The following is a 13,150-nucleotide window of genomic DNA, read 5'->3' as shown; positions in this document are numbered from 1 at the left end:
CCGGCCGAGAGGAGTAGCAGAATGGCAAACGTCATCGTCCCTCCCGATCAGGCGGCCGATCAGGCGCGCGTGCTGGCCGACGCCGCCCGGGCCGCGGCCGCGGTGGCGCGCAACGCCGCCGATCAGGCCCAGGTCATCGCCGACGGCATGGGTCACGGACTGAGCGCGGCCACAGGCGGCGCGGTCGATCCCACGGTATTCCGCCTCGCGATCTTCGTGCTGGCGATCTTCGTCGGCTACTACGTGGTCTGGTCGGTGACCCCGGCGCTCCACACGCCGCTGATGTCGGTCACCAACGCAATCTCCTCGGTGATCATCGTCGGAGCGATCCTCGCGGTCGGCGTCCCGCTGATCGAGAAGGGCACCGGCCTCGCCCGGTTCTTCGGCTTCATCGGCATCGTGCTCGCCAGCGTCAATATCTTCGGCGGCTTCCTCGTCACGCAGCGCATGCTCGGCATGTACAAGAAGAAGGGCTGAGCGGATGTCAGAGAACGTCTCCTCCCTTCTCTACATCGTCGCCGGCGTCCTGTTCATCATGGCGCTGCGGGGATTGTCGCACCCCACCACCTCCCGGCAGGGCAACCTGTACGGAATGGTCGGCATGGGGCTCGCGATCCTGACCACTCTGGTCGGCCATCCGCCGACTGGTGCCGGCGCCTGGATCCTCGTGCTTCTGGGCCTCGGCATCGGCGGCGGCGCCGGCGCGGTAATCGCCAAGCGCGTACCGATGACCGCAATGCCGCAGCTCGTTGCGGCCTTCCACTCGTTGGTCGGTCTCGCGGCAGTCTTCGTCGCGGCCGGCGCGCTCTACGCGCCGCAGGCCTTCGGCATCATCGAGAACGGCCACTTCCACAAGCAGTCGCTGTTCGAGATGGGACTCGGCGTCGCCATTGGCGCCATCACGTTCACCGGCTCGGTAATCGCTTTTGCCAAGCTCGACGGGCGGATGTCCGGCAAGCCGATCATGCTGCCCCAGCGCCACCTGATCAACGCGATCCTGGCCGCCGGACTCGTGCTCCTCATCGCGCTGTTCATCGGCACCGAATCGAAGGCGATCTTCTGGCTGATCGTCATCGCGTCGCTGGTGCTCGGCGGCCTGATCATCATCCCGATCGGCGGCGCCGACATGCCGGTGGTCGTGTCGATGCTCAACTCCTACTCGGGCTGGGCGGCGGCCGGCATCGGCTTCACCCTGGGCAACCTCGCGCTGATCATCACCGGCTCGCTGGTGGGCTCATCGGGCGCGATCCTGTCCTACATCATGTGCCACGCGATGAACCGGTCGTTCATCTCGGTGATCCTCGGCGGCTTCGGCGGCGACACCACCGCTGCGGCCGGATCCGGCCAGGTCGAGACGCGCCCGGTCAAGCAGGGCTCGGCCGACGATGCGGCCTACATCATGAAGAACGCCGAGCGGGTCATCATCGTGCCGGGCTACGGCATGGCGGTCGCCCAGGCACAGCACTCGCTCCGCGAGATGGCTGACATGCTCAAGAAGGAGGGCGTCGACGTGAAGTACGCCATCCATCCGGTAGCGGGCCGCATGCCGGGCCACATGAACGTGCTGCTGGCCGAGGCCAACGTGCCCTACGACGAGGTCTTCGAGTTGGAGGACATCAACGGCGAGTTCCCGCAGGCCGACGTCGCCTTCGTGATCGGCGCCAACGACGTCACCAATCCGGCCGCCAAGACCGACAAGGCGTCGCCGATCTACGGCATGCCGATCCTGGACGTGGAGAAGGCCAAGACCGTGCTGTTCATCAAGCGTGGCATGGGCTCCGGCTACGCGGGCGTCGAGAACGAGGTGTTCTTCCGCGACAACACCATGATGCTGTTCGGCGACGCCAAGAAGGTCGTCGACCAGATCCTAAAGTCGCTCTGAAACCCGGGTCGCCAGCCGATTCGAGGGGCGGGCAGCGAGGCCCGCCCTTTTTCGTTGTGGCGGCACGCGTTCGCCGTCGCTGTTGCGGCGGGGTGCAAGATTCCCTGCGCCGCCCGGTGTAGGGTGGCGCCCGTGTCGTCCGCTTTGCTCCTCGCTGATCCGCCACCTTTCCTGGGTGTCGCCGCCTCCGTGACCGGTCGGCGCTGGCAGGAGCGCTGCGGCGGGGCGGCCGTTCAGAATCATATCGCCAAGATGGTCCAGGCCCACGGCCTGCCGGAATTGCTTGCCCGCGTGCTGGCGGGGCGAGGAATCATCCCGGAGGCGGCGCCCCGCCACCTGGCGCCGCGGCTTCGGGACCTGATGCCGGATCCGGACACGCTGCTCGACATGGAGGCGGCCGTCCGCCGCCTCGTCCGGGCCGTGAAGCGCGGGGAGACGGTGGCGGTCTTCGGCGACTACGATGTCGACGGCGCTGCGAGCGCGGCTCTGCTCGCCGGCTATCTCCGCAATCTGGGTCTGCGCGCGCCGATCCACATCCCCGACCGGATCACCGAGGGTTACGGCCCCAACGTCGCGGCAATCACCGCACTGGCGGCGGAGGGCGCGACGCTGCTGGTCTGCGTCGATTGCGGAACGAGCGGCCACGCGCCTCTGGAAGAGGCCGAGAAATCCGGCCTCGACGTGATCGTCCTCGACCACCATGCGGCCTCCGAGGTGCTTCCACCAGCCCGTGCCGTGGTCAACCCGAATCGCCTCGACGATCTCTCGGGCCTCGGCCATCTCTGCGCCGCCGGCATCGTCTTCCTGACCCTGGTCGCGCTGAACCGCGCCCTGCGGCGGGAGGGCTTCTTCGGAGCCCACCGACCCGAACCGCAGCTCACCGACGCCCTCGACCTCGTGGCCCTGGCCACCGTCGCCGACGTCGTGCCCCTCACGGGCCTGAACCGGGCCTTCGTGACCCAGGGACTCACGGTGATGCGCCATCGCGGCCGCATCGGGCTCGCCGCACTGCTGGACGCGGCCTCCCTCGGCGAGCCGCCGGAAGCGTGGCATCTCGGCTTCGTGCTCGGACCCCGCATCAATGCCGGCGGACGCATCGGCGACTCGGCCCTGGGCGCCCGCCTGCTGACCACGGCGGACCCGAACGAAGCGGCCCGGATCGCCGCCGACCTCGACCGCCTCAACCGCGAGCGTCAGGCGATCGAGGCGCAGGCGGTCCTGGAGGCCGAGGCCGAGATGGACCGGGCCCTGACGCTGGATCCGGCCCGCACCGTGCTGGTGACCGCCAGCGCCGAGTGGCACCCCGGCATCGTCGGCCTCATCGCCTCGCGGTTGAAGGAGCGCTTCAACCGCCCGGCCTTCGCATTCGCGATCCGGCCGGACGGGAGCGCCACGGGCTCCGGACGCTCGATCCCGGGCGCGGATCTGGGGCTCGCGGTCCGCGCCTGCGTCGATGCCCGGCTCGCCAGCAAGGGCGGTGGCCATGCCATGGCAGCGGGCGTGACCGTGCGGGCCGACGACATTCCACGTTTCGAAGCGCATCTGGCGATGCTGCTCGGGGCCAGTGTCGCGGTGGCCCGGGCGGCCGACGCCTTGCTAATCGACGGCGGCCTCAGCGCCGGCGGGGCCACCGCAGAGACGGTCCGGTTGCTGCAGCAGGCCGGCCCGTTCGGCCAAGGTGCGCCCGAGCCGATCTTCGCACTGGGCCGGCATCGCCTCGTCGATGCCGCGGTGGTCGGTTCAAGCCATGTCAGGGCCCGACTGCGCAGCCGCGACGGGCAGGTCGTGGGGGCGATCTGCTTCCGGGCGGCCGAACGACCGCTCGGCCTGGCCTTGCTGAACGGAATCGGCCGGGAGATGCACGTGGCCGGAACGCTGTCCTGCGACCGCTGGCGCGGAGCCGAGCGCGCCCAGCTCCGGATCGTCGATCTCGCGCCCTCCGAAGCCTGAGGAGCCCGGCGTCAACTGCCAGCCATCACGAGCGCCCAGAAGCGCTTGTATCGCGTGGTGGGGGCATCGACCCGGGCGATCCCGATCCTCCGGATCTGCGGCAGCAGCATGTTCTTGTTGTGCTCAGGGCTCGCCTTCCAGCGGGCGAGCACCTGCTCCAGGGTCTCGGACCCGGCACTGAGATTCTCGGCCGCCCAAGCTTTCGCGAAACCGGCCGACGCCATGCGCGAGGTGAAGCTGCCGCCGACCTCGTGGCTGAGCTGACCGTGGCGGGCGTTGTTTCCGGCCTGGAAGGCCGCCGCCTTCACGAGAGCCGGGTCGACCACGACCGGGTTCAGGCCGTGCTGGACCCGGTAGGCCGAGATGGCCGCTGCGGCCGCGACCTCGTCGAGCACCGCAGTGTGCGTCGCGTTCTCGATGGACGTCTCGGGCATGACCGAGAGACCGCCGCATCCGGTGAGGGTCATCAGGAGGGCGGCAGCGAGGGCGAGACTGAGCTTGGGCACGGTCCGGAGGGCGATCAGCGGAATGGGACCGTCTCCCTCCGGCAGGGTTGCGGCGAAAGCGCGGCGCGCGGCGGACCTGCACGATCCCGCGGAGGAGCGTGGCGCGGGTGCCACGCCCACCCGATCACGCCGCGAGAGCGCTTCCCTTCAGCATGGAGGGCGCGAAAGCGCGCAGGAGATCCGGATCCATGTGCCCGGTGCTGCCGGCCATGATCGACAGTGCCTCTGCGGGGGTGGCGGGCTGCCGATAGGTCCGCCGCTCGGTCAGGGCGGAGAACACGTCGCAGATCGTCACGATCCGCACGAGGTCCGCGATCGCCGGGCCAGACAGCCGATCGGGATATCCCTTCCCGTCCAGGCGCTCGTGGTGGTGTCGGACCACGTCGATCACCGCGTCCTCGAAATCGCCGTGCGCCCGTAGCAGATGGGCACCGATATCGGGATGGCGCTGCATCAGCCGCAACTCCTCGGCATTGAGCGGCCCTGGCTTGTTGAGGATCTCCACGGGGATCCGCGCCTTACCGATGTCGTGCAGCAGCGCCGACCGCACCAACAACGTGAGATCAGTCTGACTCAGACCGATCTGTGAACCGAAGGTCGCGGCATGCCCGGCGACGCCGAGGGTGTGCTGATAGACGCCGATCTCGTGGCGCCAGACCTCGGCGAGCCAATCGGCGATCCCCACCTCGGAGACAGCCGCCAGAACCAGCTCGGTTCCGCGATCCGCGTCAGCACGCTGCAATCGGGCACCGAGGGCGGCACTGTCGAAGATCTCGGCGACGACGGCAGTGGCGCCCGAGACGCAATCCAGGAGCCGACGCTGCCGCGCCTCTGCGGCGCGCGACGCCTCCTCGATCATGGCGAAGACATTCGCCAGAACGAGTTGCCGAGGCGACGCGGCCGGCAGCTGGCGCAGGTAGCGGGCGCCCGGCATGGGTTCGCCGCGCACGAGAACGAGGCGCGGAACCGGCGATCCGTGACGGGCCAGGGCGGACTGCAGCTTGGCAGTATCGGCCGGCGGCAGATCCAGGATGACGAGATGTGGCCGCGCTGAAGGCAGCGGTACGCCGGGCGGGATCGCCCGGCAGTTCATCACGAGCGCGATGGCGCGTTCAAGGGCTGACCGTTCGGACGGGCGATCCGAGACGAGGAGGACGAAGGGGCCGTCCGAGAAACGCGATGCGGCGCCGAGGGCCAACGCGGTTGCTCCTCGTCCGCACGGTCAACGATCGGTTCACCTTACGCGTAAAATTTGAGGAAAGCGTTAACCCTACGCAGTCCCCTGCGTCGGAGCCAGGCCCTGTTCTCAGGCGAGCTTCGCAGTCGCAACGGCGGTCGGCTCGAGGGTCTTGCGGCCACCTTCACCGGCGGACAGGAAATCCGCGAACTTCACGGTCAGCAGGGCCTGGCAGGCGGCGAAAGCGACAAAGATGGCGAGGAAGCTGGCGATCATCGGACTCTCCGGCGCGGTGGGGACCGCTCTATGTTGCGATGCGATAGATGCCATGCCGCCTCGCAACGTGGTATGCCAGATAACGAATACCGATCATGCTGTGCATGCATAGAGCGCGGAGAGTGATCTGCTCTCGGCGGAAATTGCCTGGTCTCATGCGTGTAGAGGCGTAACTCGCGGCCTGTGCTGTGATGCCGGACAACCGAAAAGTTTTTGCGGTGCCGCAACAATGGCGCGCGATTAAATTTGAGACCCGCGGTGGAGCGGGTTCCGGCATCTCGTGAGAGGGCAGGCGTTCTGCAACGTCGATCGCGCCCGTCGAGCGAGCGGGGGAACTTCATGACAGGGAGGGACGAGGTCCACGCCGACGATCGGCCAGATTGGACAGCGGATGTCGATCAGTCCAGGTAATCGCCGTACGTGTCCACGTGTTGAGCGAGCCCGAGCCCGTGCTCGCGCACGAGCCTTTCGGCCAAGTCGGCATCGCGGGCTTCGAGCGCCGAAATGATGGCGACATGCTCCCGGATCGAACGCTCCGCCCGATCGCCCTGCCGGAGCGCCGTGCTGCGGATGCCACGCACATGCATCAGGAGATTGCTGGTCAGATCGGCAATCGCGTCGCAGTGACCCAGCGCGATGATGCGCTGGTGGAAGCGGATGTTCGCATCCGAATACTCGTCGATGTGCTCGGACGGCTGCCCCTCGAAAAACTCCGGGAAAGACTCGCGCAGCGAGCGCAATTGAGCATCGGTGGCCCGGACGCAGGCGAGGCGAGCCGCCATGCTCTCCAGCGCCGTCCAGGCGTGGATCATGCTGACGATCTCGCGCTTGTTCTTCTTGATCACGAAGACGCCGCGCCGAGCCTCGGAGCGAACGAAGCCTTCCTGCTCCAGAACCGTCAGCGCCTCGCGCACCGGCGTCCGGCTGACGCCGAGATCCTGCGAAAGCTTGCGCTCGTCGAGTCGAACCTCGTCCGGACGCCCGTAGATGTCCATGTTGGTGATGGCCGTCTTGAGCGCCTCGTAGGCCAAGGTCCGGAGACTGGAGCTGGCGACGATGGGCTTCACGCTCAGCGGTTCGGAATTCGACATCCCTCGTCCAGTCAGCTCACACGCATGATGTCTCGCACGCGTTCTCTGTCGTGCGCTCTCAAACGACCTAACCCAAACCTTGGCGAGATCCTAGTCGATTGCGGAGCGGTCCCACAGACCTGTGACCTTTGCGGGCTTTCTGCCGCGTGAAAGTTGTGCGGGTGCAACCGCGAACCGGCGACCCGGAACCTACGTTCGACCGATCCAATTTAATCCAATCCCGGAAACGTGTATTTTTCTGCAGGTTCGATTGACAGCTTGGGGCGATATCAGCACCATCCTGCTGGCATACCGTCGACCATCAGATGTGAGCTTCTGGGTCCGAGGCGTATGCCGTTGTAGTTGAGACTTTATTTGCCTGCGGGCCAAGAATTTTTCGAAGAATCCCGGTCATCTTGTTCTGCCAAGCTGCGCCAAGGCAGGGCATAAATCCGGTCCTAGCACACACGCCGACAATAATACTGCCAAGGAGGGAACGGTATGTCCGAGATCGTCAAACCGGTGGGGCGCGGCCGCTGGCTGCAACTCGCCTTCGGCGTCGTTTGCATGTGCATGATTGCGAACATGCAGTACGGCTGGACCTTCTTCGTGAACCCGATGCAGGAGCGGCACGGCTGGGATCGCGCCGCGATCCAAGTGGCGTTCACGCTGTTTGTCGTCACGGAAACGTGGTTGGTCCCGATCGAGGGTTGGTTCGTCGATAAGTACGGCCCGCGCATCGTCACGCTGTTCGGCGGGCTGCTCTGCGCCATAGCCTGGGTCATCAATTCGTACGCGGATTCGCTCACCGTGCTGTACATCGCGGCTGCGATCGGCGGCACCGGTGCCGGAGCGGTCTACGGAACCTGCGTCGGCAACTCATTGAAGTGGTTCCCAGACCGCCGCGGCCTCGCTGCAGGCATCACCGCGATGGGCTTCGGCGCGGGTTCGGCCCTCACCGTCGTGCCGATCCAGGCGATGATCAAGTCGCAAGGCTACGAGGCAGCGTTCTTCTATTTCGGCATCGGTCAGGGCGTCATCGTGATGCTGATCGCCCTGTTTCTGCGGGCGCCGGCCAAGGGTCAGGTTCCGGAGGTCGCTCGGGTCAGCCAGTCGAAGCGCGACTACAAGCCGGCTGAGATGGTCCGGACCCCGATCTTCTGGGTCATGTATGCGATGTTCGTCATGATGGCCGCTGGCGGCCTGATGGCCACCGCTCAGCTCGGCCCGATCGCCAAGGACTTCAAGATCGCCGACGTCCCGGTCTCGCTTCTTGGGATCACCCTGCCGGCGCTGACCTTCGCGGCCACGCTGGACCGCGTGCTCAACGGCGTCACCCGACCGTTCTTCGGCTGGGTCTCCGACCATATCGGCCGCGAGAACACGATGTTCCTCTCCTTCGCCATCGAGGGCCTGGGCATCTACGCGCTGAGCCAGTTCGGCCAGAACCCGATCGCCTTCGTGCTGCTGACCGGCCTCGTGTTCTTCGCCTGGGGCGAGATCTACTCGCTGTTCCCGGCGACCTGCGGCGACACGTTCGGCTCGAAATACGCGGCCACCAATGCCGGCCTGCTCTACACGGCAAAAGGCACGGCGGCGCTCATCGTCCCCTATACCAGCGTACTCACGACCATGACGGGGAGCTGGCACACGGTGTTCCTGGTGGCGGCGGCGCTCAACATCGTCGCGGCTCTGCTAGCCTTGTTCGTCCTCAAGCCGATGCGCGCTGCCTATACCAAGAAGCCCGAGGCAAGCCTCGCGCCGGTCCTGGCCCAGTAGCTTGGCCCTGTAGCTCCGGACTGACGAAAATGAGCCCGGCGCCGTCTTTACGGCGCCGGGCTTCCTGCATACCGGGAACCGGGCCTTCCGGAGATCGGGCATGGATCGGGACGAACGGGTTGCGCGGGAGGGCGTCGTGGCGGCGGCGCGTGCCCTCGACGCCCAGGGTCTGAACCGCGGGACGTCTGGGAACGTCTCGGTGCGCTTCCGCGACGGGCTCCTGATCACCCCATCCGGCCTGCCCACCGAAAAGATGGGCCCGGACGACGTGGTCCGGCTGGCATTCGACGGCACGCATACACCGGAGCAGAAGCCCTCTTCGGAATGGCGCTTTCACCGGGACATCCTGGCGTCCCGTGCGGAATTCGGTGCGGTGGTCCACGCACATCCGGTCTACTGCACGGCCTTCGCCATCTGCGGTCAGGCGATCCCGGCGGTCCACTACATGATTGCGGCCTTCGGAGGACCGAACGTGCGCTGCGCGCCCTACGCGCCCTACGGCACGGCGGAACTCTCCGATCTGGCGCTGGCGGCCCTCGTCGGCCGCAATGTCTGCCTCCTCGCCAATCACGGCATGATCGCGGCCGGTGACAGCCTGGAGAAGGCTCTCTGGCTCGCTGTCGAGTTGGAGACGCTTTGCCAGCAATACGCGGTGGCGCGGCAGATCGGGACTCCGATCGTCCTGTCCGACGACGAGATCAACGAAACGGTCAAGCGCTTCCGCAGCTACGGCCTGAATGCGGCCGGACTGCCCCGTCCCGAAACGCAGTAGCCGAGACGCCGCGGGGCATCCGCGGCGCGGCGTATCGTGATCGGCCAGATGCAATAAGCCGTCACGGATGCGATCACGCGTCGGGTGCGGGCCGCCTAGCGCCCGAGCACCTGCCCGACGACTAGTCCAACATCCCGGGCGAAGTCGGCGGCCCCGACCTTCTTGCCGCCCTCCGCCTTCACCTTGCGGACCTCGATCCGGCCGCCCTGCGCGCAGACACTGAAGCCCGTGTCGTCGACGGCGACCACCTCACCGGGCTTGCCGACGACATCGGCGAGCTTGCGGATCCGATGCAGGCTGGAATCGAAGATCTGAAGCTTCTTGCCGTCGAGCGTCGTCCAAGCGCCAGGCGCCGGATTGGCCGCGCGGATCAGATTGTAGATCTGTTCGGCATGGGCCGACCAATGGATCTCCGCCTCGGCCCCCCGGAACCAGCCTTCATAGCTCGCGGCATCCTCATCCTGGTCGACCTCGACATGCTGTCCGGCAACGACGAGATCGGCCGCCTCGAGCATCGCCTCGACGCCCATTGGGAACAGGGCGTCGAAATAGACGTCGCCCAACGTCGCGTCGGCGCCGATCGGGCAGGTCTTCTGCAGGATCACCGGCCCCTCGTCGAGGCCATCGGTGGGCCTGAAAATCGTGAGGCCGGTCTGCAACTCGCCCCGTGCGATTGGCCAGTTGATTGAGGACGGGCCGCGATAGCGCGGCAGAAGGCTCGGATGATACTGGATCGTCCCGTGCTTCGGGATGTTCACGAAGCTCTGCGGCGCGAATTGCAGCACGTAGGCCATGATGCCGATATCGGCATTGAGCCCGCGCATGGCGGCCTCGGCTTCCGGGCTCTTCAGGCTGGGAAACTGGAAGACCGTCAATCCCTTCTCGACCGCCGCCGTCTTGAGGACGTCCGGCTTGGCGCCGGGCTTCTCGGGCGCGCAGAACACCGCGGCGACCTCATCGCCTCGCTTGAGGAACGCCTCCAGGACTGCCTTGCCGAAATCCTGTTGGCCGATGAAGGCGATGCGCATGCAATCTCCTGGGCTTCGTCCGGTCCTGTCGCGGGCCGGGGAGGGGACGGTCGAAACGCCGGGCTCGGCGGTACCTAGCCGTGCCCTGGCTATCTGACCGCGTCATCGGAAATACGGGACGGCGCGGCCCCGGATGAAACGGCGGCAATCCACGGCCCGAGGCCGGGATTGCCGCCGGCCGCTCACTCGGCGGCGATCTTCTGAACCACGCCGATCGCGCCGGATTCGGAGATCTCGCCGACCTCGGCCTCGGAATAGCCGAGCACCGTACGGAGGATCTCGTCGGTGTGCTCACCGAGCAGCGGGGAGCGCTTGACCTCGCTCGGGCTCGCCGACAGCTTGATGGGATTGCCCACAGTCAGGTACTTGCCGCGGGTCGGATGATCGACCTCCACGATGGTGCCGGTCTTCCGCAGCGACTCGTCCTCGGCGATCTCCTTCATCGACAGGATCGGCCCGCAGGGGATGTCGTACTTGTTCAGGGTGTCCATCGCCTCGAACTTCGACACCTTCATCGTCCAGGCCTCGATCCGCGTGAAGATCTCGTTGAGATGCGGCAGGCGCGCCTTCGGGGTCGCGTAGTTCGGATCCGTCTTCCAGTCGGGCTCACCGATGATGTCGCAGATCGGTTCCCAGACAGCGGCCTGCGTGATCACGTAGATGTAGGCATTCGGATCCTGTTCCCAGCCCTTGCAGCGCAGGATGCGACCGGGCTGACCACCGCCGGAATCGTTGCCCGCGCGCGGGGTCGCCTCGCCGAACGGGATGCCCTCACCGAACTGGCTGTACTCCTTCAGCGGCCCATGCGCGAGCCGCTGCTGATCGCGCAGCTTGACCCGGCACAGGTTCAGAACACCGTCCTGCATCGCGCAGTCGACCTTCTGACCGAGACCGCTCTGGGTCCGATGGTACAGGGCCGTGACGATACCGAGCGCGAGGTGCAGGCCAGTGCCGGAATCGCCGATCTGAGCACCCGTCACCATCGGGATGCCATCGCGGAAACCCGTGGTTGAAGCCGAGCCGCCGGCGCATTGGGCGACGTTCTCATAGACCTTGCAATCCTCGTAGCGGCCCGGGCCGAAGCCCTTCACGGAGGCGAGAATCATCCGCGGGTTGGCCTCGTGGATCTTCTCCCAGGTGAGACCCATGCGGGCGAGCGCGCCTGGGGCAAAGTTCTCGACCAGGACGTCGCATTCCTTGATCAGGCGCCAGAGAACCTCCTTGCCCTTCGGGTTCTTCGAGTCGAGCGTGATCGAGCGCTTGTTGTGGTTCAGCATCGTAAAATACAGGCTGTCCACGTCCGGGACATCCTGAAGCTGCTGGCGCGTGGCGTCGCCGACGCCCGGCCGCTCGACCTTGATGACGTCGGCGCCGAACCAAGCCAGGAGCTGTGTACAGGTCGGACCGGATTGAACGTGGGTAAAGTCCAGAATGCGGACGCCTTCGAGGGCCTTTGTCATGATCGGTCTCGGAGTTGGAGTCGGTCGCGGGATATCGGAAATCGGCTCAGGCCGGGCGGGATACCGGCTCGATGCCGGCACGGTCCCGTAACGTGCGGGGCGCAACGCCGGGACAGGGGGCTTCCATCCTCAAGCGGATCATGTTTGTTCTCCCTCCCAAAGCGCGGCCTCGTCGTATCGCGACACCGTCACACGGACCCGGGGTGACGAGTCCGATAATTTGTATACCACATGCCATTCTTCGGATGCGAGTGCCTATTGTGGATCGGGCCCGCGGGCCTCTCGGCCAACCGTAGGCCGGGGCGCCATGACGCTCAACACGTCCGTTAAAGCATGGAGGCAAGCGGCCTCTTGGCATTCGTAGGCCAGCGGTCCATGATTTCGCCAAAATTGCCCGCCGCCGCGGGCTGAACCGCGTAACGCTGATCGAGGGACGCCCATGCTCGCCAGCACCAGCCTGATCAAATCCTCCTGGATCGCCGTCGATGTCGCCCACGATCATGCCGAGCGCGTGCTCGTGGTCGAGACTTACATCGCAGTGAGCCCGCTGGAGCCGAACTACGATGCCGCGCAATACGAACGCGTCCTCGCCTGCGTCCAGAAAGTCCTCAAGACCCACCCGGAAATCGACCGCGCGTCGATCCTGAGCATGCATCGTGGCTCCGGCTGCACGGCCTTGTTCCGGGACACGAGTGGAAAGCAGCCCGCCGCGGCCTGACGCTCTCAGGCCTCGCTGTCTCCGGTCGGCTTGGTGAGGTCCGGCGGCTCGAGTGCGACCCGCGCCGCATGGAACCACCAGAGCGGGATATCACGGTTGGCGTGCGCCAATTCCGACGCCCAGCCCTCCTTCGGCATGACGTCGGCGCGGTCGGCAAACAGGCGCAGCGCCGCTTCCGCGCGCTCCCGTCGGCATCGTTCCTCGATCGCGCGTCTCTCGGCCTCGGCGCGCGTCTCCGTCTGCTCGATAAGGCGGCGGGTTGCGAGATCGTCGGCGTCGAACGCAAATTGCTGCCAGAACGCCTCCGCTTCCCGGGCCACGTCGCGCTCGCGGCGCAGCGTGGTAAGGGCGTCCTCCGCAGCCGCCCGGGCCGATTCGGCAAACTCGGCCCGCGCGAGCAAGCGGTTGTTGGCTTCGAGAAGCTCGCGCTCGCGCTCCGGCGCCATACGCTGCCGACGCAGAACGCGTAATTCCTCTTCGTCGGCGAGGCGACACGCCAGCCATGCCGCCAACGGCCCATCGACGAGGGCGT

At 66.5% G+C, this 13,150-nt stretch carries 13 protein-coding genes; 6 read left to right on the top strand and 7 right to left on the bottom strand.

The window, feature by feature from the left end; genetic code table 11:
* Nucleotides 1-21 precede the first annotated feature (21 nt).
* The 3 genes from BLT59_RS10690 (at nt 22) to recJ (ending at nt 3,832) form a co-directional block, all read left to right on the top strand.
* Nucleotides 22-477, top strand: coding sequence for a proton-translocating transhydrogenase family protein (locus BLT59_RS10690; protein WP_020092006.1), 456 nt, complete (start codon nt 22-24; stop codon nt 475-477).
* Between the two features lie 4 nt (nt 478-481).
* On the top strand, nt 482-1,882 hold the full coding sequence (locus tag BLT59_RS10685) for an NAD(P)(+) transhydrogenase (Re/Si-specific) subunit beta (protein ID WP_091779233.1): 1,401 nt from the start codon (nt 482-484) through the stop codon (nt 1,880-1,882).
* A 132-nt stretch (nt 1,883-2,014) separates the two neighbouring features.
* A complete protein-coding gene (recJ, locus tag BLT59_RS10680) occupies nt 2,015-3,832 on the top strand; it encodes a single-stranded-DNA-specific exonuclease RecJ (protein WP_091779327.1) in 1,818 nt (605 codons plus the stop codon).
* 11 nt (nt 3,833-3,843) lie between these two features.
* Here the strand turns inward: recJ and BLT59_RS10675 are convergent, their stop codons facing one another.
* The 4 genes from BLT59_RS10675 to BLT59_RS10665 all read right to left on the bottom strand — a co-directional run bounded on the left by BLT59_RS10675 (nt 3,844) and on the right by BLT59_RS10665 (nt 6,882).
* Nucleotides 3,844-4,338 carry a CAP domain-containing protein gene (locus BLT59_RS10675; RefSeq protein ID WP_091779325.1) on the bottom strand — a complete coding sequence of 165 codons (495 nt, stop codon included), beginning with the start codon at nt 4,336-4,338 and terminating at the stop codon, nt 3,844-3,846.
* A gap of 124 nt (nt 4,339-4,462) precedes the next feature.
* On the bottom strand, nt 4,463-5,536 hold the full coding sequence (locus tag BLT59_RS10670) for an HD-GYP domain-containing protein (protein WP_091779231.1): 1,074 nt from the start codon (nt 5,534-5,536) through the stop codon (nt 4,463-4,465).
* A 108-nt stretch (nt 5,537-5,644) separates the two neighbouring features.
* Nucleotides 5,645-5,791 (bottom strand): hypothetical protein, encoded by a 147-nt coding sequence (locus BLT59_RS31250; protein ID WP_173009147.1) that lies wholly within the window; start codon nt 5,789-5,791, stop codon nt 5,645-5,647.
* 398 nt (nt 5,792-6,189) lie between these two features.
* Nucleotides 6,190-6,882, bottom strand: coding sequence for a GntR family transcriptional regulator (locus tag BLT59_RS10665; protein WP_091779229.1), 693 nt, complete (start codon nt 6,880-6,882; stop codon nt 6,190-6,192).
* Between the two features lie 480 nt (nt 6,883-7,362).
* Between BLT59_RS10665 and oxlT the strand changes: the two genes are divergently transcribed.
* Complete coding sequence (oxlT, locus tag BLT59_RS10660; protein ID WP_091779227.1) at nt 7,363-8,640, top strand: oxalate/formate MFS antiporter; 1,278 nt, start codon at nt 7,363-7,365, stop codon at nt 8,638-8,640.
* A 100-nt stretch (nt 8,641-8,740) separates the two neighbouring features.
* On the top strand, nt 8,741-9,412 hold the full coding sequence (locus BLT59_RS10655; protein WP_091779225.1) for a class II aldolase/adducin family protein: 672 nt from the start codon (nt 8,741-8,743) through the stop codon (nt 9,410-9,412).
* Between the two features lie 95 nt (nt 9,413-9,507).
* Here the strand turns inward: BLT59_RS10655 and BLT59_RS10650 are convergent, their stop codons facing one another.
* A complete protein-coding gene (locus BLT59_RS10650; RefSeq protein WP_091779223.1) occupies nt 9,508-10,440 on the bottom strand; it encodes a methionyl-tRNA formyltransferase in 933 nt (310 codons plus the stop codon).
* Nucleotides 10,441-10,622: 182 nt separating this feature from the next.
* Nucleotides 10,623-11,900 (bottom strand): formyl-CoA transferase, encoded by a 1,278-nt coding sequence (gene frc / locus BLT59_RS10645; protein ID WP_091779221.1) that lies wholly within the window; start codon nt 11,898-11,900, stop codon nt 10,623-10,625.
* A 439-nt stretch (nt 11,901-12,339) separates the two neighbouring features.
* Between frc and BLT59_RS10640 the strand changes: the two genes are divergently transcribed.
* Entirely contained in the window at nt 12,340-12,618 is a 279-nt protein-coding gene (locus tag BLT59_RS10640) for a hypothetical protein (RefSeq protein ID WP_091779219.1), read from the top strand.
* Between the two features lie 5 nt (nt 12,619-12,623).
* On the opposite strand, the gene BLT59_RS10635 is transcribed toward BLT59_RS10640, so the two are convergent.
* Entirely contained in the window at nt 12,624-13,130 is a 507-nt protein-coding gene (locus BLT59_RS10635) for a hypothetical protein (RefSeq protein WP_244513935.1), read from the bottom strand.
* Nucleotides 13,131-13,150 lie beyond the last annotated feature (20 nt).

The sequence above is a fragment of the Methylobacterium sp. UNC378MF genome, assembly GCF_900103195.1.
Classification (GTDB): domain Bacteria; phylum Pseudomonadota; class Alphaproteobacteria; order Rhizobiales; family Beijerinckiaceae; genus Methylobacterium.
This window is presented reverse-complemented; position numbering and strand designations above follow the sequence as displayed.

Bases quoted from the DNA above. Each gene is read 5' to 3' on its own strand.
- BLT59_RS10640 (WP_091779219.1), top strand. From the start codon at position 12,340: ATGCTCGCCAGCACCAGCCTGATCAAATCCTCCTGGATCGCCGTCGAT.
- BLT59_RS10665 (WP_091779229.1), bottom strand. From the start codon at position 6,882: ATGTCGAATTCCGAACCGCTGAGCGTGAAGCCCATCGTCGCCAGCTCC.
- BLT59_RS10650 (WP_091779223.1), bottom strand. From the start codon at position 10,440: ATGCGCATCGCCTTCATCGGCCAACAGGATTTCGGCAAGGCAGTCCTG.
- BLT59_RS10685 (WP_091779233.1), top strand. From the start codon at position 482: ATGTCAGAGAACGTCTCCTCCCTTCTCTACATCGTCGCCGGCGTCCTG.
- BLT59_RS31250 (WP_173009147.1), bottom strand. From the start codon at position 5,791: ATGATCGCCAGCTTCCTCGCCATCTTTGTCGCTTTCGCCGCCTGCCAG.
- oxlT (WP_091779227.1), top strand. From the start codon at position 7,363: ATGTCCGAGATCGTCAAACCGGTGGGGCGCGGCCGCTGGCTGCAACTC.
- BLT59_RS10655 (WP_091779225.1), top strand. From the start codon at position 8,741: ATGGATCGGGACGAACGGGTTGCGCGGGAGGGCGTCGTGGCGGCGGCG.
- BLT59_RS10690 (WP_020092006.1), top strand. From the start codon at position 22: ATGGCAAACGTCATCGTCCCTCCCGATCAGGCGGCCGATCAGGCGCGC.
- frc (WP_091779221.1), bottom strand. From the start codon at position 11,900: ATGACAAAGGCCCTCGAAGGCGTCCGCATTCTGGACTTTACCCACGTT.